This is a genomic window from Deltaproteobacteria bacterium, assembly GCA_016709225.1.
GTDB classification, from domain to species: Bacteria; Myxococcota_A; Polyangia; order Nannocystales; family Nannocystaceae; genus Xiheibacterium; species Xiheibacterium phototrophicum.
Genome location: JADJEE010000001.1, coordinates 2,488,390 through 2,512,949, shown reverse-complemented (window position 1 = coordinate 2,512,949; position 24,560 = coordinate 2,488,390). Strand labels below are relative to the sequence as shown.

At 72.1% G+C, this 24,560-nt stretch carries 20 protein-coding genes; 9 read left to right on the top strand and 11 right to left on the bottom strand.

The genetic code is table 11. The features are described from left to right. Nucleotides 1–23 precede the first annotated feature (23 nt). The 4 genes from IPH07_10160 to IPH07_10145 all read left to right on the top strand — a co-directional run bounded on the left by IPH07_10160 (nucleotide 24) and on the right by IPH07_10145 (nucleotide 5,627). Complete coding sequence (locus IPH07_10160) at nucleotides 24–1,544, top strand: aldehyde dehydrogenase family protein (GenBank protein MBK6917752.1); 1,521 nt, start codon at nucleotides 24–26, stop codon at nucleotides 1,542–1,544. Nucleotides 1,545–1,771: 227 nt separating this feature from the next. Continuing rightward, entirely contained in the window at nucleotides 1,772–2,350 is a 579-nt protein-coding gene (locus tag IPH07_10155; GenBank protein MBK6917751.1) for a hypothetical protein, read from the top strand. A gap of 76 nt (nucleotides 2,351–2,426) precedes the next feature. Beyond that, entirely contained in the window at nucleotides 2,427–4,535 is a 2,109-nt protein-coding gene (gene metG / locus IPH07_10150) for a methionine--tRNA ligase (GenBank protein ID MBK6917750.1), read from the top strand. 6 nt (nucleotides 4,536–4,541) lie between these two features. Continuing rightward, nucleotides 4,542–5,627 (top strand): ABC transporter substrate-binding protein, encoded by a 1,086-nt coding sequence (locus IPH07_10145; protein ID MBK6917749.1) that lies wholly within the window; start codon nucleotides 4,542–4,544, stop codon nucleotides 5,625–5,627. 16 nt (nucleotides 5,628–5,643) lie between these two features. Here IPH07_10145 and IPH07_10140 read toward each other — a convergent pair whose 3' ends face one another. Further along, the gene (locus tag IPH07_10140; protein MBK6917748.1) at nucleotides 5,644–6,237 is read right to left on the bottom strand and encodes a DNA-3-methyladenine glycosylase 2 family protein; all 594 of its coding nucleotides are present in this window, start codon (nucleotides 6,235–6,237) and stop codon (nucleotides 5,644–5,646) included. Nucleotides 6,238–6,461: 224 nt separating this feature from the next. Here IPH07_10140 and IPH07_10135 point away from each other — a divergent pair, with 224 nt between their 5' ends. Continuing rightward, on the top strand, nucleotides 6,462–6,818 hold the full coding sequence (locus tag IPH07_10135; protein ID MBK6917747.1) for a hypothetical protein: 357 nt from the start codon (nucleotides 6,462–6,464) through the stop codon (nucleotides 6,816–6,818). Between the two features lie 79 nt (nucleotides 6,819–6,897). After that, a complete protein-coding gene (locus tag IPH07_10130) occupies nucleotides 6,898–7,194 on the top strand; it encodes a hypothetical protein (protein MBK6917746.1) in 297 nt (98 codons plus the stop codon). 34 nt (nucleotides 7,195–7,228) lie between these two features. Here the strand turns inward: IPH07_10130 and IPH07_10125 are convergent, their stop codons facing one another. The 3 genes from IPH07_10125 to IPH07_10115 form a co-directional block, all read right to left on the bottom strand. Beyond that, the gene (locus IPH07_10125; GenBank protein ID MBK6917745.1) at nucleotides 7,229–7,831 is read right to left on the bottom strand and encodes a hypothetical protein; all 603 of its coding nucleotides are present in this window, start codon (nucleotides 7,829–7,831) and stop codon (nucleotides 7,229–7,231) included. 185 nt (nucleotides 7,832–8,016) lie between these two features. Continuing rightward, nucleotides 8,017–9,348, bottom strand: a complete 1,332-nt coding sequence (locus tag IPH07_10120; protein ID MBK6917744.1) for a hypothetical protein — start codon at nucleotides 9,346–9,348, stop codon at nucleotides 8,017–8,019. A gap of 90 nt (nucleotides 9,349–9,438) precedes the next feature. Continuing rightward, nucleotides 9,439–11,160, bottom strand: coding sequence for a hypothetical protein (locus IPH07_10115; protein MBK6917743.1), 1,722 nt, complete (start codon nucleotides 11,158–11,160; stop codon nucleotides 9,439–9,441). A 175-nt stretch (nucleotides 11,161–11,335) separates the two neighbouring features. Here IPH07_10115 and IPH07_10110 point away from each other — a divergent pair, with 175 nt between their 5' ends. Beyond that, on the top strand, nucleotides 11,336–12,748 hold the full coding sequence (locus tag IPH07_10110) for a hypothetical protein (protein ID MBK6917742.1): 1,413 nt from the start codon (nucleotides 11,336–11,338) through the stop codon (nucleotides 12,746–12,748). A gap of 22 nt (nucleotides 12,749–12,770) precedes the next feature. Here IPH07_10110 and IPH07_10105 read toward each other — a convergent pair whose 3' ends face one another. Beyond that, entirely contained in the window at nucleotides 12,771–13,472 is a 702-nt protein-coding gene (locus IPH07_10105) for a response regulator (GenBank protein MBK6917741.1), read from the bottom strand. Continuing rightward, nucleotides 13,469–14,572 carry a PAS domain-containing sensor histidine kinase gene (locus IPH07_10100; protein MBK6917740.1) on the bottom strand — a complete coding sequence of 368 codons (1,104 nt, stop codon included), beginning with the start codon at nucleotides 14,570–14,572 and terminating at the stop codon, nucleotides 13,469–13,471. The genes IPH07_10105 and IPH07_10100 overlap by 4 nt, the downstream gene beginning before the upstream one ends. A 155-nt stretch (nucleotides 14,573–14,727) precedes the next feature. On the opposite strand from IPH07_10100, the gene IPH07_10095 reads away from it, so the two are divergent. Continuing rightward, on the top strand, nucleotides 14,728–16,635 hold the full coding sequence (locus IPH07_10095; protein ID MBK6917739.1) for a potassium transporter Kup: 1,908 nt from the start codon (nucleotides 14,728–14,730) through the stop codon (nucleotides 16,633–16,635). A 149-nt stretch (nucleotides 16,636–16,784) separates the two neighbouring features. On the opposite strand, the gene hemH is transcribed toward IPH07_10095, so the two are convergent. Genes hemH through IPH07_10070 form a run of 5 tightly spaced genes read right to left on the bottom strand, consistent with a single transcriptional unit; the run spans nucleotide 16,785 to nucleotide 22,805 of the window. Next, the gene (gene hemH / locus IPH07_10090; GenBank protein ID MBK6917738.1) at nucleotides 16,785–17,819 is read right to left on the bottom strand and encodes a ferrochelatase; all 1,035 of its coding nucleotides are present in this window, start codon (nucleotides 17,817–17,819) and stop codon (nucleotides 16,785–16,787) included. Next, the gene (gene htpG / locus IPH07_10085) at nucleotides 17,816–19,738 is read right to left on the bottom strand and encodes a molecular chaperone HtpG (GenBank protein MBK6917737.1); all 1,923 of its coding nucleotides are present in this window, start codon (nucleotides 19,736–19,738) and stop codon (nucleotides 17,816–17,818) included. The genes hemH and htpG overlap by 4 nt, the downstream gene beginning before the upstream one ends. Continuing rightward, nucleotides 19,735–21,012, bottom strand: a complete 1,278-nt coding sequence (locus tag IPH07_10080; GenBank protein MBK6917736.1) for a hypothetical protein — start codon at nucleotides 21,010–21,012, stop codon at nucleotides 19,735–19,737. Before IPH07_10080 ends, htpG begins: the two co-directional genes overlap by 4 nt. A gap of 48 nt (nucleotides 21,013–21,060) precedes the next feature. Further along, a complete protein-coding gene (locus IPH07_10075) occupies nucleotides 21,061–22,194 on the bottom strand; it encodes a FecR domain-containing protein (GenBank protein ID MBK6917735.1) in 1,134 nt (377 codons plus the stop codon). Nucleotides 22,195–22,217: 23 nt separating this feature from the next. After that, complete coding sequence (locus IPH07_10070) at nucleotides 22,218–22,805, bottom strand: RNA polymerase sigma factor (GenBank protein ID MBK6917734.1); 588 nt, start codon at nucleotides 22,803–22,805, stop codon at nucleotides 22,218–22,220. A 125-nt stretch (nucleotides 22,806–22,930) separates the two neighbouring features. Between IPH07_10070 and IPH07_10065 the strand changes: the two genes are divergently transcribed. Next, a complete protein-coding gene (locus tag IPH07_10065; GenBank protein ID MBK6917733.1) occupies nucleotides 22,931–24,376 on the top strand; it encodes a VWA domain-containing protein in 1,446 nt (481 codons plus the stop codon). Nucleotides 24,377–24,560: the final 184 nt, after the last annotated feature.

Sequence of the window (24,560 nt, the reverse complement as noted above, 5' to 3'; positions counted from 1 at the left end):
GCTCGAGCGCGGGCGAGAGCCCCATGAGCAGCACCGCAATCCACCCCGAAATCCGCGACATCTTCGAGCAGCTCGGCGTGGCCGCGCCCGAGCCCGGCGCAGGCCTGAAGGTCCAGGATCCCTCGAACGGCAACCTCCTCGCGGAGCTGTCGCTGTGTGAGCGCGCCGAGGCCGACGCCGCGGTCGCGCGATCGGTGAAGGCCTTCGAGGCCCTGCGCGTGGTGCCGGGCCCCAAGCGTGGCGAGCTGGTGCGGCAGATGGGCGACCTGCTGCGGGCGCGCAAGGAGCCGCTGGCGCGTCTGGTCACCGCCGAGGTCGGCAAGGGCATCGAGGAGGCCCGCGGCGAGGTCCAGGAGATGATCGACATCTGCGACTTCGCGGCCGGCATGTCGCGCTCGATCGGCGGTCGCACGCTGATGTCCGAGCGCGCCGGTCACCGCATGTTCGAGCAGTGGCTTCCGCTCGGGCCGGTGCTGTGCATCAGCGCGTTCAACTTCCCGGTCGCGGTGTGGTCGTGGAACGCCGCGCTGGCGTTCATCTGCGGCGACCCGGTGGTGTGGAAGCCCAGCCTCAAGGCGCCGCTGTCGGCGATCGCGACCCATCGCCTGCTGCAGCCGGTGCTGGCCGCGGCCGGCCACGGCGACGCGATGCAGCTCGTCATCGGCGGTGACGCCGACGTCGCGACCGCGCTGGTCGCCGATCCGCGGCTGCCGCTGGTGAGCGCGACCGGCTCGTGTGCGATGGGCCGCAAGGTCGGCCCGGTGGTCGCCGCCCGCCTCGGTCGCTCGCTGCTCGAGCTCGGGGGCAACAACGCGATCATCGTCGACGCGACCGCCAACCTCGAGCTGGCGGCGCGGGCCATCGCCTTCGGTGCCGCCGGCACCGCGGGGCAGCGCTGCACCAGCACGCGGCGGCTGTTCCTCGCGCAGAGCATCGACGCCGAGCTCGTGCGTCGACTCGTCGCCGCCTACCGTCAGCTCGGCGATCGCATCGGTGATCCGCGCGATCCGAAGCACATGGTCGGGCCGCTCATCGACGCCGGCGCCAAGCAGGGCTTCGTCGACACCATCGCGCGGATCCGTCGCGAGGGCGGCGAGATCCTCGCGGGCGGCAACGTGCGGCCCGGTCCCGGCCACTACGTCGAGCCCACGCTGGTGCGGGCGCCGGCCGATCGACCGTTCCCCGTGATGGACGAGGAGACCTTCGCGCCGATCCTCTACATCCGCAGCTTCCCCGACGACCGCCTCGATCTCGCGATCACCTGGCAGAACCAGGTCGAGCAGGGCCTGTCGTCGGCGCTGTTCAGCGACAGCCTGCGGGCGGCCGAGCGCTTCTGGAGTCCCGAGGGCAGCGATTGCGGCATCGCGAACGTGAACCTCGGCACCTCCGGTGCAGAGATCGGTGGCGCGTTCGGTGGCGAGAAGGCCACCGGTGGTGGGCGCGAGTCGGGCTCCGACGCCTGGAAGGCGTACATGCGGCGCCAGACCTGCACGGTCAACGGCAGCGACGCGCTGCCGCTGGCGCAGGGCATCCGCTGGGAGTGAGCGCGGCGGAAGCAACTGCGCGTTGCCGGTGTCCCTCCCCGGCGCTAGGCTAGAGCGCTGTCGCGAACGGGCGTGCGATCTCGGGTCCCGGAAGGGAGCCTGCCCGCACGCCGATCCGAGCGAACCCCTGACCGGGTCGCGCAACGATCCCGACGACGAGACCACCCACGCGGCCCTGACCGGCCGAGACCGCACGGCCCTGACGGGCCCTGACGAAGGAGGCGTGCATGGCGATCACACAGGAGCTGTTCGCACTGGGCCAGGCGGCGCGCCGCCTCAACGACGGGTCCGAGCAGCTCAACGCGCTCATCGGTCGGGTCGACGCGCTGCTCGGCCAGCTCATGATCGGCCTCGACTACGTGCACCCGCGGCCGCTGTCCGAGAACGTCACCTACGATCGCGACGGCAAGCGCACCATCGAGATGGCCTACCTGGCCTACTGTCGGGTGCAGAAGGGCTACACCCTGGCGATCAAGACCGTGAAGGTGCACGAGTCGAAGACCGCGATCGCGACCCAGGCGCCCGGTGAGTTCATGCCGCTGCTGCAGGCGCCCCGACGCCTGCGCTACGCGGCCGTCGACGTGCTGCCCGAGCTGGTCGCGGGCCTGTCGGGCCAGGTCGAAGAGGTCGCCGGCGCGATGGAGCGGCGCTGCGCGACGGCGGCGGCGCTGGTGCGACGGCTCGAGGCGATGGTGGGGCCGAGCGTCCCGCCGCCCGAGATCGTGCAGGCGGTGCAGGTCGCGAGCTCGCACGCGCGACCGACGGTGCCCTACGCCATCGATCCCGACGCCGTGCGCCGGCGCTAGCGCGCTGTCGCGGCATCGACCCACCAAGGCGGCGCGGTTGCCTGGCGCAGGGCCCCATGCGACAAGCGCTGTCGCGATGGCCAAGCAAGTACTCGTGACCGCGGCGTTGCCCTACGCCAACGGCTCGATCCACCTCGGGCACCTGCTCGAGGCGATCCAGACCGACGTCTACGTGCGCGCGCGCAAGCTCGCCGGCGACGACTGCGTGTTCATGTGGGCCGACGACACCCACGGCACGCCGATCGAGCTGCGGGCGCGTCGCGAGGGCATCACGCCCGAGCAATTGATCGCACGGGCGTGGGACGAGCACCGTCGCGACTATCGCGACTTCGACATCGGCTTCGACATCTTCCACACCACCCACTCCGAGGAGACCCGGCAGCACGCCGAGGCCATCTTCGGCGCCATGAAGTCGCAGGGCGACATCCTGGCCCGCGCGGTCGAGCAGCTGTACTGCCCCAACGACCAGATGTTCCTGCCCGACCGCTTCGTGAAGGGCATCTGCCCCAAGTGCAAGTCGCCGGACCAGTACGGCGACAGCTGCGAGGTCTGCGGCAGCACCTACGCGCCCTACGAGCTGGGCTCGCCGCACTGTTCGATCTGCGGCACCACGCCCGAGATGCGCAGCTCGGAGCACCTGTTCGTGCCGCTGTCGCGTCACGAGGCGTTCCTGCGGCAGTGGCTGGCGCCGGTGGAGCAGGGCGGTCGCACCGAGCTGCAGCCGACCGTGCGCAACTACGTGATGGAGTGGATCGAGTCGGGGCTGCGCGACTGGGACATCTCGCGCGACCCGCCGTACTTCGGCTTTCCGATCCCCGGCCACCCCGACAAGTTCTTCTACGTGTGGTTCGACGCGCCGGTCGGCTACATCGGCGCGACCCAGAAGTGGTGCGCCGAGCAGGGCCGCGACTTCGCGGCGTACTGGCGCGACCCCGAGCGTGCGAACACCGAGCTGGTGCACGTCATCGGCAAGGACATCGTGTACTTCCACTGCCTGTTCTGGCCCGCGATGCTGCACGCCGCCGGCTACACCACGCCGTCGCGGGTGCACGTGCACGGCTGGCTGACGGTGGCCGGCGAGAAGATGTCGAAGACCCGCGGCACCTTCGTGCTCGCGCGGACCTACCTCGATCACCTGCCGCCCGACTTCCTGCGCTACTACTTCGCGGCCAAGCTAGGCGCCGGGCAAGAAGACATCGATCTCAACCTCGAGGACTTCGTGCTGCGCTGCAACGCGGACCTCGTGAAGAAGGCCGCCAACCTCGCGAGTCGCTGCTGCAAGTTCATCGGTGCGCGGCTGGGCGGCACGCTCGCCGCGTTGCCCGACGACGCGCAGGCGATCGTCGCGGCCGGGGCCGCGCGGCTGGCCGAGGTGCCCGCGCTCTACCGTGCGTTCGAGTCGGGCAAGGCGGTGCGCCTGGCGATGCAGATCGCCGACGACGTGAACCTCTACGTCACCGAGAAGGCGCCGTGGAAGCTCGGCCCCGACCAGGCCGAGCGCGCCCGTGCGGTGTGCTCGGTGGGCGTGTGGGCGACCGTCGTGATCGCGGCGATCTTGAAGCCGGTGCTGCCGCGCTGGGCCGAGACCGTCGAGCGCATGCTGAAGCTGCCGGCGCCGCTGGACTTCAGCAACGCCGCCGCGCCGCTGCCGGGTGGCCACGTCATCGGCGAGTACGAGGCGCTCGCCGAGCCCATCGACGCCAGCAAGATCGCCGCCATCATCGAGGCCAGCAAGGAGACCACGCCCGTGACCACGACCCCCGAGACCCCCGCCGCAAACAGCAAGCCCGCGAGCCCCGAGGCGCCGGCCGCCGCGGCCGCGCCGGCGGAGCCCGCCGTCGCCGAGGCGCTGGCGGCCGAGACCACGATCGACGACTTCGCGAAGATCGACCTGCGGGTCGCGAAGATCGTCGGTGCCAGCAAGGTCGAGGGCGCCGACAAGCTGCTGCGACTGGTGCTCGACGTCGGCGCGCTGGGTCAGCGCACCGTGTTCTCCGGCATCGCGAAGAGCTACCCGCCCGAGTCGCTGCTGGGCAAGCACGTGGTCGTGTACGCCAACCTCAAGCCCCGCAAGATGCGCTTCGGCGTGTCGGAGGGGATGATCCTCGCGGCCGGTGCCAGCGACGATGCGGTCACGCTGCTCGAGCTGGATCCGCGCAGCCGACCCGGCGAGCGCGTGTCGTAGGCGGCCGTGAAGAAGCCCGAGCATCGCTGGCAGACGCGACGGCATCGGGCGGTGCGGCGGGTCGACGCGACCGCGCCGCACGAGGCCCGCACCGAGGTCCTGCAGCTGCAGTTCGACGACGGCCGCGAGGCGACCGCGGAGCTCTCGCTCGCGCAGCAGCGGGTGCCGGCGTGGGCGCTCGAGGCGGATCCCGACCTCGAGCACGCGGTGATGTGCTGGCTGGCGGCGCGCGGCGGAGAGGCGATCACGCTGGTCGACGACACCGGCATGCTGCGGCGCACGGGCAGATTCACCCTCGATGCGCTCGGCGACGCGGTGGTCGGCGCGACGCGGGTCATCACGCTGGCGCCGTCGAACGCCGAGCTGGTCGCGGCGCTGCACGCCTTCGATCGCGTGATCGCGTGCGAGGACTCGTCGGACGATCCGCCCGAGGTCGCGCGCTGCGAGCGACTCGGGCCCGACCTCGATCCCGATCTCGATCGCGTCGCGGCGCTGCGGCCCGAGCTCGTGGTCAGCTCGCTGACCGTGCCGGGCATGGAGCGCATCGTCACCGGCCTGCGCGCGCGCGGGGTCGCACAGCTGGTGTCGGCGCCGCGCAGCGTCGCGGCGGTGGCCGACGATCTGCGTCGGCTCGGCCACGCGCTGGCGGTCGATCCATCACCGGCGCTGGCCCGCTTCACCGCCGAGCGCGACGCGCTCGCGCGCAGCCGGCCCGCGACGCCGCGACGGGTCTACCTCGAGTGGTGGCCGCGGCCGATGTTCACGCCCGGCCGTGCGTGCTTCTCGAACGAGCTGATCGCCCTGGCCGGCGGCGTCAACGTATTCGGCGATCGCGAGGGCCAGAGCCTCGAGATCGACGCCGCGGCGCTGCGGGCCGCCGATCCGGACGCGTGCTTCGTGTCGTGGTGCGGGGTCGCGGCCGACAAGCTCGACCCCGACAACCTCGTGCGCCGCGAGGGGCTCGGGGAGCTCCGCGCGGTGCAGCGTGGGCAGGTCTTCGCGCTCGACGAGCGCTACGCGGGACGGCCCGGGCCGAACATGCTCGAGGCCGCGAGGCGCATGCGCGCGCGGCTGTGGCCCGAGCTGCCGTAGGCGCAGCGGGGCTCGCCTATCGCGACCGCGCCGGCGGGGCCGGCAGCTCGCAGGCGCGCCACAGGTACCAGCTCGCGACCGTGCGCCACGGCGCCCAGCGTTCGCCGTGGCGTGCGAGCTGGTCGCGGGTCGGCATCGCGCGCGCACGCTTCATCACGCCGAATCCCTTGCGCACGCCGAAGTCGTCGATGGGCAGGATGTCGGGGCGGCCGAGGCGGAACATCATCAGCATCTGCGCGCTCCAGCGGCCGATGCCGCGGACCGCCACGAGGCTCGCGATGATCGCTTCGTCGTCCATGCGCTGCAGCTGCGCCATCGAGGGCAGGCGACCGTCGAGCGCCCGCGTGGCGAGGTCGCGCAGCGCCAGCAGCTTGGACTGCGAGAGGCCCGCGCCGCGCAGCACGTCGTCGGACAGCCGCGCGATCGCGGCCGCGCTCGGGGCTCGACCCGCGCGACCGCCGGCGGCGACGCAGATGCGGCCGTGGATCGTCGCCGCTGCGCGTCCGTGCAGCTGTTGGTAGACGATCGAGCGCGTGAGCGCGGCGAAGGTGGTGCCGCCGGCGTCGATCTCGAGCCGGCATGGGCCCACGGTTGCGATGAGTCGATCCATCGCCGGATCCGCCGCCCGCAGCTGGCGGGTGGCGGCGTCGAGGTCGAGGGTGGGCGGGCTCGCGCGGCGCGTCGGCACGGGTGCCAGCGAGGGTAGCAGCCCGAGCGGCCACGACCCGGGCCGCCCGTGTGTCACATCCGTCGGCGAGCTGCGTCTGCCAAGCCATCGAGGGGGGCGGGCTCGCCCGAACGGCGCGCGTCGCCCCTCGCGTCCCCAGAGGTCCCATGTCGATGCTCTCTTGGATGCCTTGGTACACGCTGCCGCTGATGGTGCTGGGGTTCGTGATCCCCGTGGTGTTCGTGATCCGCCTGCTGGCCGGCTCCGCGCAGCGCAACCGGATCCTCGCCCAGGGCATCCCCGCCCAGGCGCGCGTCGCCAAGATCTGGGAGACCGGCGTGCGGGTGAACGACAGCCCGCAGGTCGGCTTCGAGCTGCACGTGTACCCACAGGGCGGCCAGCCCTACGTCGCGCAGACGCAGATGATCGTCTCGCAGCTGCAGATCCCCCGCATCCAGCCCGGCGCCACCGTGGTCGTGAAGATCGATCCCACCGACGCCGCCAAGGTCGCGATCGTCCTGTGATGGGAGGCGGCGCGCGCCGGGCCATGGTCGCGCGCCGGTTTCTTGGAGCGTCGGCGACGACGTGACAGGTTGCCTGCCCATGCGGGTCGAAACGCTCGATGCCAACCTCGGACGGCAGATCGACGACGTCGTGACGGCGATGCGGGCCTACGTCGGCCATCGCACCGTGTGGCTCGACCCGTTCGGCATGCTCTGGCACGCCGAGCCCGAGGACGAAGAACTCGAGGCCTTGGGCCATCGCTACGTCGGCACGTTCATGCAGCCCAAGGGCGATGACCTGCGCGACGCACTACGCGGGCTCGCATGGCCGCGCGTGGAGTGCCTGAGCGTGCAGCCGCGCGTCAGCGCGCCCGTGCAGCTCGCCGCCGCGGTCTGACCGCGAAAGAGGCGGCGTCGCTGCCCGGCGGAGACTAGAACGACTTCGACCAGCGCAGGAACACGCCGTAGCTCTGCGCGCCGCTGGTGGCATCGCGACCAAAGCTCGCGCCCGCCGAGAAGTCGCCGCCGCCGAGCTGTCGCGAGTACTGGAGGCCGCCACCGGCCGGTCGCCAGTCGTCGAGCTGGACCCGCAGCTGCAGCGTGCCGGGCACGTCGAGACCCTCGAGCGACATCGGGATGCTGAAGGTGCTGTTGCCGAGCTTGTCGACGATCTCGCGGTGGTTGATGCCGACGTAGGTCGCGGCACCGACGACCATCGTGGTCGCGACCACGACCTGCGCGGTGTCACCGAGATCGTTGCAGGCCTGCACCGCGCGGGTGGTCAGCTCGCGTCGCAGCTCGCGGGCCTCCGGGATCCTCAGCAGCGCGCCGATCGCCGCCGACACCCCCTTGTCGACCACGCGGCACGACAGGCTGTTCGGCTGCGACGACTGGAAGACGATCTGTCGTGGACGTGGCACCGCGCCGTCGAAGAAGGGGCGGTTGTCGTCGAACCGCAGGATCGGGCCGTCGAGTCGCAGCGGGTCTCCCGGCCCGAGATCGGTGATGAGCGGAGTCGGGGCGGCGTCGGCCATGTCGCCACGATACCGACCGCGAGCAGCGCTTGCCAACGTCGATCGTCGCGGCCGCTGTGGCTCGCGCGACGATCGCTCCAGCGCCGCCCGTGATCCGCCGCGGGCTCGCTCCAGGACGTGCGTCGATTGAACCACGCGCGCGCGTCGAACACCTGCAACCGGCGGTGGGCGAGCACGTCGGCGGTTCAGCGCGTCCGCGCGCGCCGACGCGCGAGCGCGAGCGCCGTCCACAGCCACCACGATGGGCGCGCGTGGCCGTCGCTGCGGCAGCCGCAGCCGCGCGCGTCGGTGTCGGCGTCGCCGTCCGCGGCCCCGGCCGCGGTCGAGCTGTCGCTGCCGCCGCTCGACCCCGCGCTGGCGTCCGCGCCACCGCTGCCGGAGTCGAGCCCCGCGCTCGCGCTCGAGCTGCCACCGTCGCCCGAGTCGTCACCCGGGGCCGCCGCAGCGGTGCGATTGACGATGTGCGCGTAGCCGCGGGTCTGCGCGTCGAAGATCTCGATCGAGCGTCCGATGATCGCGTCGAGCAAGAGCTTGTCGCCTTCGCTCAGCACCTCGTCGGCGCGGGTGACCAACACGAACGAGACGTCGTAGGTATCGGGCGCGTCCGGCCACGCCGGTATCCGCGGGCCCTCGGCCGCGATCACGTCGTCGATCGTGATGTCGCGGCGGGTCGCGTCGACGGTGTAGCTCTCGGCCTCGAACAGGAATGCACCCGGGTCCGCACACACGCCGTCGCCGCTGGCCGCATCGATGCAGTTGCTGGGGTTCTCGAGCACGAACCACGGCGCGACCTGCTCGGGCGGCAGCAGGCCCATCAGGTAGAGATCGAGGTCGCTGTACTCGTAGATGTCGTGCTTGATGGCGGTGAAGCTGCCGTCGCCGTTGTCGAGCCAGTCGTGGCCCTGCACCGGTGAGCCGCCGGAGTCGAGGTAGAACGACCAGTGGGCGTTGGCGCGACCGAGCATGTCGCGGCTCGGGCCCGCGCCGCCGTCGTACGAGACGAACGCCAGCCACGCGTGGCCGAGCTCCTGGCCGAACACCAGCGAGATGTAGTTGTCGTTCACGCCGCCGGCGTCGCCACCGAGGTAGTTCTGCCAGCGATTCATGTGCAGGAAGCCGTAGATCTGGCTGTCCGGCGTGTCGTCGAAGTAGCCCATGCCCTCGTCGGGGATGACGGCATCCTCCGGTGCGATGTGCTCGTAGCCGATGCCGTGCACGTCGTTGGCGACCGACTGGTACAGCGCGCCGATCGGCGGTGGCAGCTCGAAGGTGGTGAACATCACCAGGAACTGGCTGTCGTCCGGGTGCACCGCGAGGAAGCCGGCCTCGAGATCGCCGAACGCGGCGAGGAACGGCTCGCGCTCGAACCAGTTGCCGTGCTCGATGCTCTGATCGACGTCGCGCATCAGCAGGTAGCGTTCGCGCTGCTCGACCAGCTCGACCGGGGCCGCTGCAGCGGGCCGCGGTTGCAGCACCGCCACGGCCAGCGAGGCGACGAAGAAGCCGAGCTTTCGCACCACGGCATCGTGGCCCCGCGGGCGCGCACGGGTCAACTGCGCTTGGGGGCCGAAGCGGCGCGCCTGCGACCCGGGCGGCCGCTGGGCGACTCACGGCGCGACGGGCGTCACGCGCGGTCGGAGGTTGCACGAGGTCGCCACGACATCGTCGCCGAGCCGCGCTCGCAGGCCCGCGACCGCGCGATCCAGGCGCGCCTCGCCCCACACACGGACGAGCACACCGAACTCGGTGCGCGCGTCGACCCGGGCCTCGTAGGCGTATGCCAGGGCCTCATCGGTCATGCTGGCGATCTCGGTCTCCACGCGCTCGCGATCGACGGCGTCCGACAGCGTCATCCAGGCCACCGTGCAGTCCTTGCCGAGCGGCCGCGCGGGCTGTGACGCGAGTACGGCGGCGGCGGCCTCCACCATGGTGGGGAACACGAACGGCGCGGATGCGGGGCCGTGGTCGTGCAGCAGCGCGGTGCCGTGCTCGTCGTACTCGCCCGTCACCCAGAGGTCGTCGGCTGCGCGCGCGACCACGGTGACCACCGGCACCGGCGTCGGCAGCTCCTCGAGCACCCCGCCGCGCTCGCGCAGCAGCACCCCACGCTCGTCGTTGCCGACCGGGCAGGTGAAGTAGGCGTCGCCGGCCGCGTCGATCGACGGCGATCGGGCGATGCCGACGCACGGCACATCGAGCCGACGCCAGGTGTTGCCGTCGAAGCGGGCGACGAAGCCCTGCTCATCGCGCTCGCTCGAGACCCGCGCGGTGAGCAGCGCGCGATCCGGCGCCGTCACGCGCAGCGCGACCTCCTCGAGCGTGCCGCGTTCGAGCGCGGGCAGCGGGGTGGTGCGAGTACCGGTGGGGGTCTGCACGTCGACCACCAGCGCGCCGTCGCGACGCACCGCGAAGAACAGCTCACCGCTGGCGAGCGAGGCGAACGCCTCGGGCCGGCGCGGCAGCACCGGCGCCTTGGGGGCGCCGTGCAGCACGATGAACGGCTTGGCGGCCGCGACCGCGCGCTCGCTGCCCGGCTTCGGTCGACTCGATTCCTCCTCGCCGTCGCCCACGATCGGCATCGTGAAGGCGAGCAGTGCGACCACGGAGTCCTCGATCCACGGGCCGTAGGCGGTGACGTGCCAGTCGTACAGCGGCTTGTGGGTCGGCAGCGGCTGCCACTGCCCCTGCGCACGTCGGTACACCCGCGGGGGATCCTCTGCGCCCCGGGTCGCGAAGCTCGGCGCCAGCGTGAAGTAGTGGCCCTCGGGCCCGTGGCCGCCGAGTGCGATGGGCGTCCACCAGAACATGCCGGCCTCGAGCGCGTCGTACATCGAGGCCGAGAGCTCGAGGCCGCGAACCCGCGCGGGGTCGTGCTCGACGGTGCCGTCGCGCCGCAGGTGCACGAGCGTGGGACCGTGGGCCGCGTAGGCTTCGCCCGCGTCGTCCTGCAGCAGGATCAGCTCGGCGTTGCCGTCGTCGGGACTGCGCGCGACGGTGACGAAGCTCGGCGCGTCGGCGGCGACCGGCAGGCCGCTCGACGCCGGGGCCGCGGGCGGCTTCGTGCGGGTGATCGAGGGCTTCGATCCTGCGCTCGGCATGGTGCCCGTGGTGGCCGTGCCGATGCTGCCCGGCGGTGCCGATGGGTCGCTCGCACCGCTGGTAGCCGATCGCTCGGGCGTCGCGGCGGTGTCGATGGGCGCAGCCCCGTGCGCTGCGGACTCTCCCTCGCGGTGTGCGACCACGGCAGCGCCGTCGGAGGCGGTCGTGCAGGCGACGATGATCGTCCCCACGAACAGCGGCAGCGAGACTTCGACGAGGGGACGGCACAAGATGGCCCGGAGCATGGCGCAGCAACGCGCGACCGCTTCGAATTCGTCGGAGACGGGTGCCGGTGCGGCAGTGGCGCTGGTTCTGGATCCATGCGGAGCGGGCGCTAGGGCGCCTGCTCCGGCGGTTCTGCGGATTTCGGTGCGGCCCGGTGCCCGATGTCGTCGTCTTGGCATCATGCGCGTTCGTCTGTCGTTCCTGGTGCCCGCACTCGTGGGGGCCTGCACCGATCCATCGCCGCCCGAGGCCGAGTCCGGCACCGGCACCACGATGATGTCGAGCGACGACACCAGCGAAGCGACGGTTGGCGACAGCACGTCGGGCGATGCGCCGGAGACGGTCGGCGGCGGCGAGTCGAGCTCTGGCGGCGACGCAGAGTCGTCGGGCAGCACGACCGGGGACGAGCCGCCCGTGGTGGACGAGCCCTGCGGCACGGGACCGTGGACCTGTGTTCCGGTCGCGCCCACCGGCCCCTACGGCAGCGCGACCTTCGAGGTGCCCGCGGCCCAGAACTGGGTGAACACCGGCGTGTTCCTGCGGGCCGGCGAGCAGGCCACGATCGACGCGTCGGGGGATTGGCAGATGGGCCCCGACACCGGCATGACCATCGACCACGGCCCGTGTCAGGTCGGCGACCTCGTCGCACGCATTGGCCTCAACTACAAGGATCCGCAGCTGACGTGCGTGCAAGGTGCCGGTGTGGTGATCACCGCCGACAAGGACGGCGTCCTGTTCGTCGGCGGCTTGCCGAGCAACGACCTCGGCGAGACCTACGAGACGCGCCGCTTCGCCACCGGCAGCAAGTCCGTCACCGTCACCAGCGACCACGACACCGTGCCCACCGTCGAGGCGGTGCTCGCGGCGGACTTCGACTATGGCGCTGTGACCTCGGGCTGGGTCGAGCTGCGCGGCGACCACACCATCGTGACGATGCCCACCGCCCTGGTCGGGCCCGACGCGGCGGTCGTGGGCGCGGCGATCGCCCGCATCGATCGCTTCTACGAGCTGCACCAAGAGCTGCGCGGCGCGGTGCCACAGCAGGGCCAGCGCATCCGCTTCATCCCCGATCCCGATGTCGTGCCGATCGGCTACATGCTGGCGGGCAATCCGGTGCGGATGGATCCGATCCTCGTCGAGCCGACGTACGCGAACCGAATCTCGCTCGCGGGCATGCCGGGGGTCGACGTGTGGGGCTTCGCCCACGAGCTCGGCCACGACTTCACCTTCGTCGGTGGCCTGTGGTGGTATCAGGAGAACTCGCTGGAGTCCTGGCCGAACCTGTTCTCGATCCACGCCCTCGACGCGCTCGGCCTGCCGCTCAACGGCGAGGTCGCGCAGTGTCCCGCGGGCGTGCCGGTGCCCTACGCCAGCTGGGACGCGTGGGATGGTCTGTGCTTCTTGATGCAGTTCCAGTACGCGTACGGCTGGTCGTTCTACGCCGACTTCTTCGCCGAGCTCAACGTCGCACGTCCGGGGCTCGTGCCCAGCGGCCCTGCGGCATGGACGTACGTCCATGATCGCTTCGAGGCGATTGCGGGCGCCGACGTGACACCGACGTTCGCGGCGTGGGGTGTACCCAACCCCGGATGATGGCAACCATCGCGGCGCGTCGTCAGCCGTCGGCGACGAAGCGGTAGCCCACGCCCGACTCGGTCACGAGCCACCGCGGGCGCGCGGGATCCGGCTCGAGCTTGCGGCGCAGCTGGGCCATGAACACTCGCACGTAGTGGGGCTGCGCGGCGACGTTGCGGCCCCACACCTCCTCGAGCAGCTGCCGGTGGGTGAGCACGCGGCCGGGGTGGCGCGCCAACGTGACGAGCAGGCGCCATTCGATCGGCGTGAGGTGGATGGGGTTGCCGTCGATGCTCACGCGCCGCGTCGCGAGGTCGATCTGTAGCGGTCCTGCGACCACCGTGCTCGCGCCCTCGTCGGTGCGTTGCGTGCGACGCAGGGCCACACGGATGCGCGCCAGCAGCTCGTTGGCGCCGAACGGCTTGGTGAGGTAGTCGTCGGCGCCGGCATCGAGCGCGCTGACCTTGTCCTGCTCGTCGGTGCGCGCCGACAGCACGAGGATCGGCAGCTGCGACCACTCGCGGATGCGGCGGGTGAGCTCGACACCGTCGCCGTCGGGCAGGCCCAGATCGAGCAAGAGGAGATCGGGACTCGAGGCCGTCAGCAGCGCCATGCCTTCGCGGGCGGAGCCGGCCTCCAGCACGCGAAAGCCGTGGCTGTCGAGCAGCGCGCGCAGGAACCGACGGATCGGCAGCTCGTCCTCGACCACGAGCACGGTGACCGCGGGCTCCTCGCCGCTCACGGCGCGTCCTCGGCCATCGTGAGCGCACGTGCGTCGTCAGGTGGCACGGCGGCGCCGGGGAGCGTCACGCGGAAGCACGCGCCCTCGCCGTCGTCGCGGGGCTCGACACGAATGTCGCCGCCGTGGGCCGACACCACCGCCTTGGCGATCGCGAGGCCGAGACCCGCGCCGCCGTCGCGGCGACGATCCGGGCCGCGGTAGAACTTCTCGAACACCCGCGCGCGCTCGTCCTCGGGTACGCCGGGGCCACGGTCGGCGACCGTCAGCTCGAACGCACGGCCGACGGCGCGGGCGTCGAGCTCGATCGCGGTGCCGTGCGGCGCATGACGGGCGGCGTTCTCGAGCAGGTTGACCAGCACCAGCTCGAACGCGACCGCATCGAGCTCGACCAGGAGGCCGTCGTCGAGCCGCACGCGGACCTCGTGATCGCGCAGCACGCCGGCGCAGCGGGCCAGCGCCGCGCCGACCAGCTCTTCGGGCACTTGCAGCTCGCGGCGCAGCTGTAGCGCGCCGCCCTCGATGCGGGTGATGTCGAGCAGATCGCGGAGCTGTCGCGAGAGTCGCTCGGCCTGGTCGTGGATCGCCTGCAGCAGCTCGCGCCGCGCGGCGGCGTCGAGCCCCGGCGGATCCGCCAGCAGGGTCGACGCCGCGCCGACCACCGTACCGAGCGGCGTGCGCAGGTCGTGGGACACCGAGCTCAGCAGGCTCGCGCGCATGCGCTCGGTCTCGGCGGCGAGCTCGGCCGCGCGCGCCCGCTCGGTCTGCCGGCGGAAGCGATCCGACAGCGTGCTCGCGGTCGCGCCGACGATGCCCATCGCCGCGAACGTGATCATGTAGTCGAGATCGTCGATCGCGAAGGTGAAGCGCGGGGTCACGAACAGGAAGTCGAACACCGCGACACTGAGGGCCACGGTGAACAATGCCGCGCCGCGTGGGACGAAGAAGCTCACCGACAGCACCGCCAGCAGCAGCACCATCACGAGATCCGACTCCGTGACGTGACCATACAGCGCGCTGTCGAGCCCCGCTGCCAGGGCGACCGCGGCCGCACCGAGGCCGTAGCCGCGCAAGGCCCCGGGGGTCGCGTCGGCCCGTGACATGGGTGCGGACGCTAGCATGGCGGTGGGGGCGCGCCGACGCAGCGGCCCAGCCGCGACGCATCTTGATGCTTTCTTGATGCGCGCGGCCGCCATCTTGCCCAGTCGCGACGGGCCACGCTGCCCAGACTCCGGGCGTGCACGCGAGCTCCGAGGTCCTGCCAGCCCATGGCGCCCCCGCCATCCCCGAGCCCGCGTCGACCTCGCGATCGCGGCTGCTGCCGCTGACGATCGCGGCGATCGGCGTGGTCTACGGCGACATCGGCACCAGTCCCCTCTACGCGATCCGCGAGTGCTTCGCGCCCGAGCAAGGTCTGGTGGTCGGGCGACCCGACGTGCTCGGCGTGCTGTCGCTGGTGTTCTGGTCGCTGGTGCTGGTCATCTCGCTCAAGTACCTCGTGTTCGTGCTGCGCGCCGACAACCACGGCGAGGGCGGGATCCTGGCGCTGCTGGCACTGGTGGTGCCCAAGGGCCGCAGCCACGGCACCCATCGTCGTTGGCTCGCGGGCGTGGGCCTGTTCGGCGCCGCGCTGCTGTACGGCGACGGCATGCTGACCCCGGCGATCTCGGTGCTGAGCGCGGTCGAGGGGCTCGCGATCGTGGCGCCGGGGTTGTCGCCGTGGGTGGTGCCGGTGACGGTGGCGATCCTGCTGGGGTTGTTCGCGGTGCAGCCCTTTGGCACCGCGAAGGTGGGCGCCGTGTTCGGGCCCGTGACGATCGTGTGGTTCCTGGCGCTGGGTGCCATGGGCATCGGCGGGATCCTGCGCGCACCCGAGGTGCTGCTGGCCGTCGACCCGCGCTGGGCGCTGGGCATGTTCGCGGATCACGGCGTGACCGCGTTCGCGGTGCTCGGCTCGGTGTTCCTGGTCGTGACCGGCGGCGAGGCGCTGTACGCCGACATGGGCCACTTCGGCGCCGCGCCGATCCGGCTGGCCTGGTTCGCCTTGGCGCTGCCGTGCCTGCTGCTCGAGTACTTCGGCCAGGGCGCGCTGCTGTTGGTCGAGCCCGGCGCGGTCGACAACCCCTTCTACCGCCTGGCGCCGTCGTGGGCACTGGTGCCGGTGCTGGCGCTCGCGACCGCCGCGACCATCATCGCGTCACAGGCGGTCATCTCCGGCGCGTTCTCGCTGACGCGACAGGCGGTCGGCCTCGGCTTCGCGCCGCGGCTCGAGATCCGCCACACCTCGGCGTCCGAGCACGGGCAGATCTACGTGCCGGTCGTGAACGTGGTGCTGGCGATCGGCACGCTGGCGATCGTGGTCGGGTTCGGCACATCGGCGGCGCTCGCCGGCGCCTACGGCGTCGCGGTCACCACCACGATGGTCATCACGACCGCGCTGCTGCTGTTGGTGGCGCGCGAGCGCTGGGGCTGGTCGTGGGCGGCGGCCGGCGGGCTGGTGGCGGTGTTCCTGGTGTTCGATCTGGCGTTCTTCGGGGCCAACGTGGCGAAGGTTGCGGCGGGAGGCTGGCTGCCGCTGCTGATCGCGATCGCGATCACGGCCGCGATGACGACCTGGCGGCGCGGTCGCATGCTGCTGACGCGGCGGATCGAGCGTGACGCACTGCCGCTGCGCACCTTCGTCGACGCGCTCGCCGACTCGGACGCCGTGCGCGTCGACGGCACCGCAGTGTTCCTCACCGCGGAGCCGGAGGTGGTGCCACAGTCATGGCTGCACAACCTCAAGCACAACCGCGTGATCCACCGGCACGTCATCGTGCTCGACGTGCAGACCCTCGACGTGCCGCGGGTTGCGGCCGCCGAGCGTCTGCAGCGCGAGCCGCTGTCCAAGGGGGTGCAGCGGGTCACGCTGCAGTACGGCTTCATGGAATCGCCCGACGTGCCCCAGGCGCTCGCGGCCGTGCTCGCCGAGCTCGGCGCCACCACCATGACGACCAGCTACTTCCTCGGTCGCGAGCGCATCGTCGCGGCGACGCGCCATCGACTGTGGGTGCCGTGGCGCCGGGTGCTGTTTGCCGCGATGCTCCGCAACGCCCGCGACGCGTCGCTCTACTTCCGCCTGCCGCCCAACCGCGTGATCGAGCTGGGGGCGTTGGTCGAGCTGTGACCGCCGACCGACAGCCACAGCAGCACCAGCGCGAGTGCGAGTCCGGCGAACATGGTGATCACTTCAACGGCAGCATGGCCCCCAGAGGTTCCCGCCGCCCGCAAGGATTCCGCCCAGGGCCGTCTTGATTTCGTCGTGGTGTGTCGCGTTCAGGCGTCGGCATCGCGGGCGCGGATCATGCCGCACACCGCGTCGACCCACGGCTTGGTGGCGTTGAGCGATGGCACCAACCACAGCTCTTCGCCGCCGGCGGCGCGCCAGTCGTCGCGCGCCCGAATCGCGATCTCTTCGAGTGTCTCGAGGCAGTCGGCGACGAACGACGGGCACATCACCGCGATGCGCTTCACACCCTTGGCCACCAGCGCAGGGAGCACCTCGTCGGTGAACGGGCGGATCCACGGGGTGCGACCGAGCCGGCTCTGGAACGAGGTGCTCCAGCCGTCGTCGGGCAGCGCGAGGCCGGCCGCCAGCGCCCGGGCGGTGGCGTAGCAGTGCGCGCGGTAGCACTGCGCGTTCACGGGACCGATCGCGTCGCAGCAGTCGGGCTTGGCCAGGCAGTGGCTGCCGCTGCGATCGCCCTTGTGGCAGTGCCGCTCGGGCTGCCCGTGGAAGCTCATCAGCACGTGCTCGGGCTGGTGCTCGTCGAGCACCGGCCGTGCGACCGTGACGAACGCATCGATGAAGCTGCGCGCGTCGTAGAACGGCGGCACCACCTCGAGCATCGGCGTGTGCCAGAGGCCGGCGGCGCGCTCGTACAGCAGCTGCAGCGTCGAGCCGGTCGAGCTCGAGGCGTACTGCGGGTACAGCGGCACCACGATGATCTTCACGCAGCCGGCCGCGCACAGCCGCTCGAAGGCGTCGCCGACGTCGGGCTGGCCGTAGCGCATGCCGAGCTCGACGCGGTGCTGCGGCAGCGCCGACGCGACGGCGTCGCGCAGCGCGACCGAGTGCACGAGCAGCGGCGAGCCGGCTTCGGTCCACACCTTCTGGTACGCGTGGGCGGACTGGCTCGGGCGCCGCGGCAGGATCACGAGCTCGAGCAGGGCCCCCCGCACCGGACGGGGGATGTCGATCACGCGCGGGTCGGACAGGAACTGTCGGAGGTAGCGACGGACCTCGGGGGCGCGTGGGGCCTCGGGCGTGCCGAGGTTGCACAGCAGGACGCCGGTCGGGACCTCGGTCACGAACCCGCCTTGACGTCGGTGCCGGCGGCGTGGTCGAGCACGCGTTGGATGCGAGCGACGACGCCGGCGGGATCCGTGACGACGCCCTCGGCCAGCGCGGCCTGGTCGTGCAGCAGCTCGATCCACAGCGTGGCCTCGGCGTCCTGGGCATCCTCGGCGATGCGCTTGGCGGTCGCGCGCACGAAGGGATGACCGGGGTTGAGCTCGAGGATGCGTGGCCGCGCCGTGATCTCGCGTCCGGCCATCTTCAGGATGCGCTCCATGTTGCGGCCGAGCCCGCCGGCGTCGTCGACCAGGCACGCCGCCGAGGCGGTCATGCGCGCCGAGCTGCGCACGTCCTTCACGCGATCGCCCAGCACCGCCTTGGCGCGCTCCACCAGCGGCGCGAGCTCGCCCGCGTCGGCGGCATCGTCGGGCTTGGCGAAGTCGAGCTCGCCCTGGGTCACGTTGACCAGGGGCTTGTCGCGGTAGCGCTCGAGATCCTGCACCACCCACTCGTCGACCGCGTCGGTCATGAGCAGCACCGCGAAGCCCTTGGCGCGGCAGGCCTCGAGGTGGGGGCTGCGCGCGAGGTCGTCGCCGGACTCGCCGGAGATGTAATAGATCGCGGTCTGCTCGGCCGGCATCGCGTCGACGTACTGTGCGAGCGACACCAGCGACGCGGCGCCCTCGCCGGTGGCCGCGGTGCTGCCCCAACGCAGCAGCTCGCTCAGCTGCTCGCGGTGGGCGTTGTCGGTGTGCAGGCCCTCCTTGAGGAACACGCCGAACTCGTGCCACAGCTTGGCGTAGCCCTCGGGGTCGTCCTTGGCGGTGTCGGCGAGCAGCGCCAGTGCCTTGCGGGTGAGCTGGCGGCGGATCGCGGCCAGCGAGTGGTGCTCCTGCAGGGTCTCGCGCGAGACGTTGAGCGGCAGGTCCTCGCTGTCGACCACGCCGCGGAAGAACCGCAGGTACGACGGCAGCAGCTTGTCGCAGCTCTCCATCACCAGCACGCGGCGCGCGTACAGCCGCAGGTGCTTGCTGTCCTCACCGAACAGATCCATCGGCCGGTGGCCGGGCACGAACAACACGCTCTTGAACTGGATCGGCGCGTCCATGCCGACGTGCAGGCGCGCGAGCGGCTTGTCGCCCGGCAGCACGAAGCCACCCATCACGTGGGTGTAGAACTCCTGGTACTCGGCGTCGGTCAGCTCCTTGGCGCTGCGGGTCCAGAACGCCTTGGCCGCGTTGACCTGCTCGCCGGCGCCCTGGAGCTCGCCGCCCTCGTCGCGCTGGGTGAGCTCGATCGGGTGCAGCACGTAGTCGCTGTAGCGCTTGATGATCTGCTGCAGGCGCCAGCGGTCGAGGTACTCCTTGGCGTCGTCGCGCAGGTGCAGCTCGATGCGGGTGCCCCGCTCGCCGCGGCTGCCGGCCGACATCTCGAAGCTGCCGTCGCCGGCGCTGGTCCAGCGCACCGCCGCCTGGCCGGGTCGCGCCGAGCGGGTCTCGACGACGATGCGGTCGGCGACCATGAAGCCACTGTAGAAGCCGACGCCGAACTGGCCGATGAGGTCGAGGTCGGGCTTGCCCTCGCGATTCTTCGCGGCCTGCTGCAGGAACTCGAGCGTGCCGGAGTGCGCGATGGTGCCGAGGTTGCGCTCGGCCTCGGCGGCGGTCATGCCGATGCCGTTGTCTTCGACCACGACCACGCCGGTGGCGACGTCGATCTGCACGAGGATCTTGGGTGCGAGGTCCTTGCCCTCGAGCTCGGGCTCGACCAGCGCCGCGAAGCGGGCCTTGTCGAGGGCGTCGGAGGCGTTGCTGACCAGCTCGCGCAGGAAGATGTCGCGGTTGGTGTACAGCGAGTTGGTGACCAGGCGCAGCACCGCCGCGACTTCGGCCTTGAATGCATGGGTCGTCGGGGTCTCGCGGTCGTCGCTCACGGCCGCGAGGCTAAACCCGTCCGGTGGGCAGTCAACCCCCTGGGCTGGCCGCGGCCCCGGGGCCGGGCGAGTTCGTAGCCGAGCCGCAGCGCACCGCCGCAGAAGACGCCGCCGAGGCTGACCGGTCGATCGCCGCTGACGAGGCCCTCGGGCGGTCGCAGCGTGCCGCCGACCTCGACGTCGAGCTCGAGCAGCGCGCCACCCAGACGCAGCTGCGGACCGCCGCCGAGTGTGGCCTGCCCGGTCGCCGCGGTGGTGGAGGCGGTCGCGACCGCGGGCGTGCGCGCGACACCACGCAGGCGTCCGAGCGCCGCCGCGACGACCACGCGCCCGCCGAGTGCGAGCCGTCGCGAGAGCGGCACGCGGCCGGCGGCCCCGAGTCCGAGCGTGAGCAGCCACGCGCGCACGCTGCCGGCGTCCCGCCGCGCGACGCCGCCCTCGAAGCCCGCGCGCGCGACGATGCCCGCGTTGCCAAACCATGCGCGCACGTCGAACTCGCCGCCCCACGAGCCGAGCGGTGCTCGCTCGAGCGCGCGCGCGCGGGCGGTGGCGCCGACCAGCACCGCGAGGCTGCGGCGTCGGAGATCGATCCGCGCCCGCGCGCGCTCGGCCGCGGCCGCGGTGGCCGCGGGGTCGCTCGCCTGCGGCAGCGTGGGGGCGGTCGACGGCGGCATCAGCAGCTCGAGCCACGAGGCCGCGAACAGCTGCGAGATCGCCAGCGCGATCACCCGCTCGCGACCGGGCTCGGCGGCCGGCAGCGGCACGACGCGCTCGAGCCGCTTGCGCGTGATCGGATCGGCGATCGCGATCGCCAGCTGCGTCGATCCGCACGTCAGCTCGATGCGCAGCGGTGGACCGCGACGGACCTCGTCGGTGATGCTCGCCAGGTCGAGCGCGAGCAGGCGTCCGACCTCGGGCGCATCGATGCCGGGACAGCCCTCGGCGTGGACCTCGAGGTGATCGCGTCGCACGTGCACGGCCGGCGGCGGCGCCACGACGGTGGGCTCGGGTGCCCGCGCGTCGATGCCGTCGCCGCGTTGCGACGTCGCGTCGACGTCGGCGTCGGCGTCGGCCGGGGTCTCGGCGGCGTGGGCATCCTCGGGCGTGGCCGCGGCGGCGTGATCGTCGTGGGGGGCGGCGTCGTGGTCGTCGTCAGCGTCGGGCGCGGTGGTGTCGTCGTCACGCGACGCGTGCGACGCGTCGTCGGGCGGTGGTGCGTCGCCACTGGCGGCGAGCGCCAGCCACGACGCGAGAACCACGGTGCACGGGGGCACGGGCAACGATGCTACGCCGGCCGTGGCCCGTCGTCGCGCCGCGCGTGCTCAGGGCAGCTGCGCGCGCATGGCTTCGATGCGGGCCACGTGCACGCCGCCGGGGTGGTGCGCGAGGTAGTCGGCCGCGGCCGCGCGGGCGCGCGTGAGGTCGCCGGCCTCGAAGAGCTCGAGTGCGGCCTCGGCCCGTGCGTCCTCGCTGAGCGCACCGCCGGGTGACTTGCGGGTGGCGGCCAGGAACGCCGCCGCGGCGGCGCGGTGGCGTCCGCGTGCGCGCTCGATCTTGCCGAGCTGGAACGCGGCACCGTAGGCGTGGGGATCGTCGCCGTGCTCGCGCACGATCGCGTCGAGCGCCGCGGCTGCGGCGGCCCGATCGCCGCGCGCGAGCGCGGCGTCGGCGGTGGCGAGCAGCGCGTCCACATCCGGGGCCGGCGTGACCTCGGCGCTGGTGGGGGGCACCGGCGCCGGCGCGGGCTTGGCCGCGCGGCGAGTCCGATCGACGCGCGGGACCGGCGGTAGGTCGACGCTGGCGACCGCCGCGGTCGTGATCGCGAGCTCGAGTCGCAGCTCGTCGCCCGCGTGCAGATCGGCGACCTCTGCGGCGCCGGTCCGCGCGACCCGGACGTGGCCGTGCTCGACGGTGACGCGAACCGCGGCGGGCTCGCGGGTGATCCAGAACGCGGTGCCGACCACCGTCACCTCGACGCCATCGGCCTCGACCACGAACGTGCGCGGCAGTCCCGGGCGCACCTCGTAGTGCACGCGGCCACTCGACTGCTGCAGGCGGATCGCGGTGGCGCTCTGCATCGCGAGCTCGACCCGCGCGCCGTCGTGGAGCGTCGCGATCGAGCCATCGGCGAGCGCCAAGGTCGGCGCCGTCACGCTCGGGATCGACGGCGTCGCGATCGGCAGCACGACCGGCTCAGGTGTGAGCTCGGCTGCGAGCGTGGTGCCGCCGTCGGGCTCCGCCTCGGAAGTCGCCGACGGTCGCAGCCACAGCAGCAGCCACACCGCCGCCGCGACCGCAGCCACGCCGGCCAGCACCGCGGGTCGCCAGCGCCGCGGCGCGGTGTCGCGGCGCGGCGCAGCGTCGAGCGCGGCCTCGATGCGGGCCAGGGCTCGTCGCTCGCGCAGCCGGTCCCACGCGGGCTCGCGTGCGCGCAGCTCGTCGAGCGCACGTTCCACGGCGGGGTCACGGGCCTGGTCGTTCACGGCTCACCCCCCGATGCCGGTGCCCACCGACCCAGCGCGTGGGATAGCGAGCGCTCGCAGTCGGCGATGCGACGCTTCACGGTCGCCAACGACACGCCGCAGGTGAGCGCGACGTCCTCGAGCTTCTCGCCCTCGATGCGGTGCAGCGTCCACGGCAGGCGGTGATTCTCGGGCACCCGCACGAGCGCGGCGACGAGCTCGTCGGCGGGCGCCCGGTCGCGGGGATCGGAGGTTCGCGGCTCGTGCCAGCGGAACACCTCGAGCAGCGCGAAGCGACGCCGCGCCCGCGTCAGCCGCGAGTGGGTCAGCCGGATCGCGATCGTCACCAACCACGGACGCACGTGGCTCGCGGAGCGCAGCGTGTCCATGCGCTCGCTCGCCCGCACGAAGGTGTCCTGCACGATGTCGTCGACGTCGGCGTTGTGGCCGAGCCAGCGCGCGACCGCGGTCGCGACCGCATGGGCGTGACGCAGGTAGAGCTCGCGGAAGGCGGCGCGGTCTCCGCTGCGGACTCGGGCGACGAGCACCCCGTCGTCGGTCTCCTGCAGGTGCAGGTGCCCGGGTCCGGGTTGCGCCGAGGTCACCACGATGCTGTTAAGATCACGCCAGCTTGCCCAAGTGGCTCAGGAAATCGTGCCCGCCGCCAATTCACGGCGCAGCGGGCCCGCAGCGGCTCACCCGGCGCGTCGCGACGCGGGCGATCGCGCCCGTGGTCGCGCTCGGACAGCTGGCGGCCTGTGCGGAGCCCGTGCTCGTGCTCGGCCGTGCCGGTAGCAGTGGCGACAGCGGCGTGCACTCGGGGGCCGAGGTCACCAGCATGGGCACCGTGCCCGACCTGCCGCCGTTCGACGCCTGTGATCCCGAGCTCGGCTGCCAGGACAAGATCGACGTGCTGTTCGTGATCGACAACTCCGGGACGATGGGCGAGGAGCAGCTCAACCTCGCCAAGAACTTCCCGCTATTGGTCGAGCAGCTGCAGTCGCTCGAGGACGGTCACGGCAATCGCGTGGGCGCGGACGTCAACATCATGGTGACCACCACCGACGTCGACAATCCCTCGTGCCACGGCGCGTGGGTCAAGCCCGACTACGTCCCCGCCCGTGGCGCACCGGTGTCGACGCCGTGCACCGAACGCATCGCCCGCTTCACCGGCCTCGGGATGCCGCCGCCGGTGGTCGAGCAGGCCTGTACCGACGTCTGCGCGCCGGCGCTGCCGGTCGCGCCGCGCGATCAGTTCATCCACTTCGATCGCGACGGCGACAACGTCGACGCCGGCGATGCCGCGGCCGCACTCGCGTGCGTCGGGCCCCAGGGTATCGACGGCTGTGGCTACGAGAGTCCGCTCGAGGCGATGTCGCAGGCGCTGAATCCCGCGGCGTGCTGGAACGATCCCGCCCGCTGCGACGATCCAGCGTGGAGCTGGATCGAGCAACCGTTCCTGCGCGACGGTGCCGTGCTCGCGATTGCGATCATCACCGACGAGACCGATTGCTCGGTGCGCGACTTCTCGATCATGACCGACCCCGACTTCCTCGAGGTCAATCCCGTCACCGACATCCGCTCGCCGAGCTCGGCGCTGTGCTGGCACGCGGGAGCGCGCTGCGACGATCTCGACCCCGCGACCGGCGTGTATGCGCAGTGCGTGCAGTCGAACCACGACGACGACGGCAGCGAGGACGTCGCCGACGACCGCGCGGTGCTGCAGCCGGTGTCCCGCTACGCCCGGCTGCTGCACTCGCTGCGCGACCAGGGGCGCGAGGTGATCATGCTCGGCATCCTTGGCGTGCCGGAGGTCACCGAGCACGCCGCGCTGCCCCGTACGAGCCCGTCGCGGGCGGCGTCGCGGCGCTCGAGTACCGCGGCTGGCGCGACCCCGAGTACCCCGTCGGCGACGTGCTTCCCGACGAGTGGGCCGACGGCGTCGACGCGGCCTACAAACAGTTCGAGTTCGGCATCGGGCCCGGCTGCACCGGCTACGACGACGCCACCGGCGTGTTCACCGGCCAGGCGATCGCCGACGTCCGCATCCGCAGCGTGTGCGAGAGCCTCAACACCGCCGACGATCCCAGCACCCCGGCGATCGACGAGACCCGCGTGCGCTGCTGCATCGAGTCGATCTGCGACGACGATTTCAGCGCCGCGATCGGCTGCCTGACGGGGCTCATCCAGACCGCGGTGACGCCGGTGGGCTAGATCGCTGTGTCGAGGTACTAGCGGCTACGCACTTGTGCGTAGCCCTCTTGGCGTAGGCGCCTGCGAACGGTCGCAACGCGTGCGCGATTGGGCGCACGGGTCGTGGTCGCGGGCACGCGGGCTTGATAGCCTGGGCAACGTGGGCG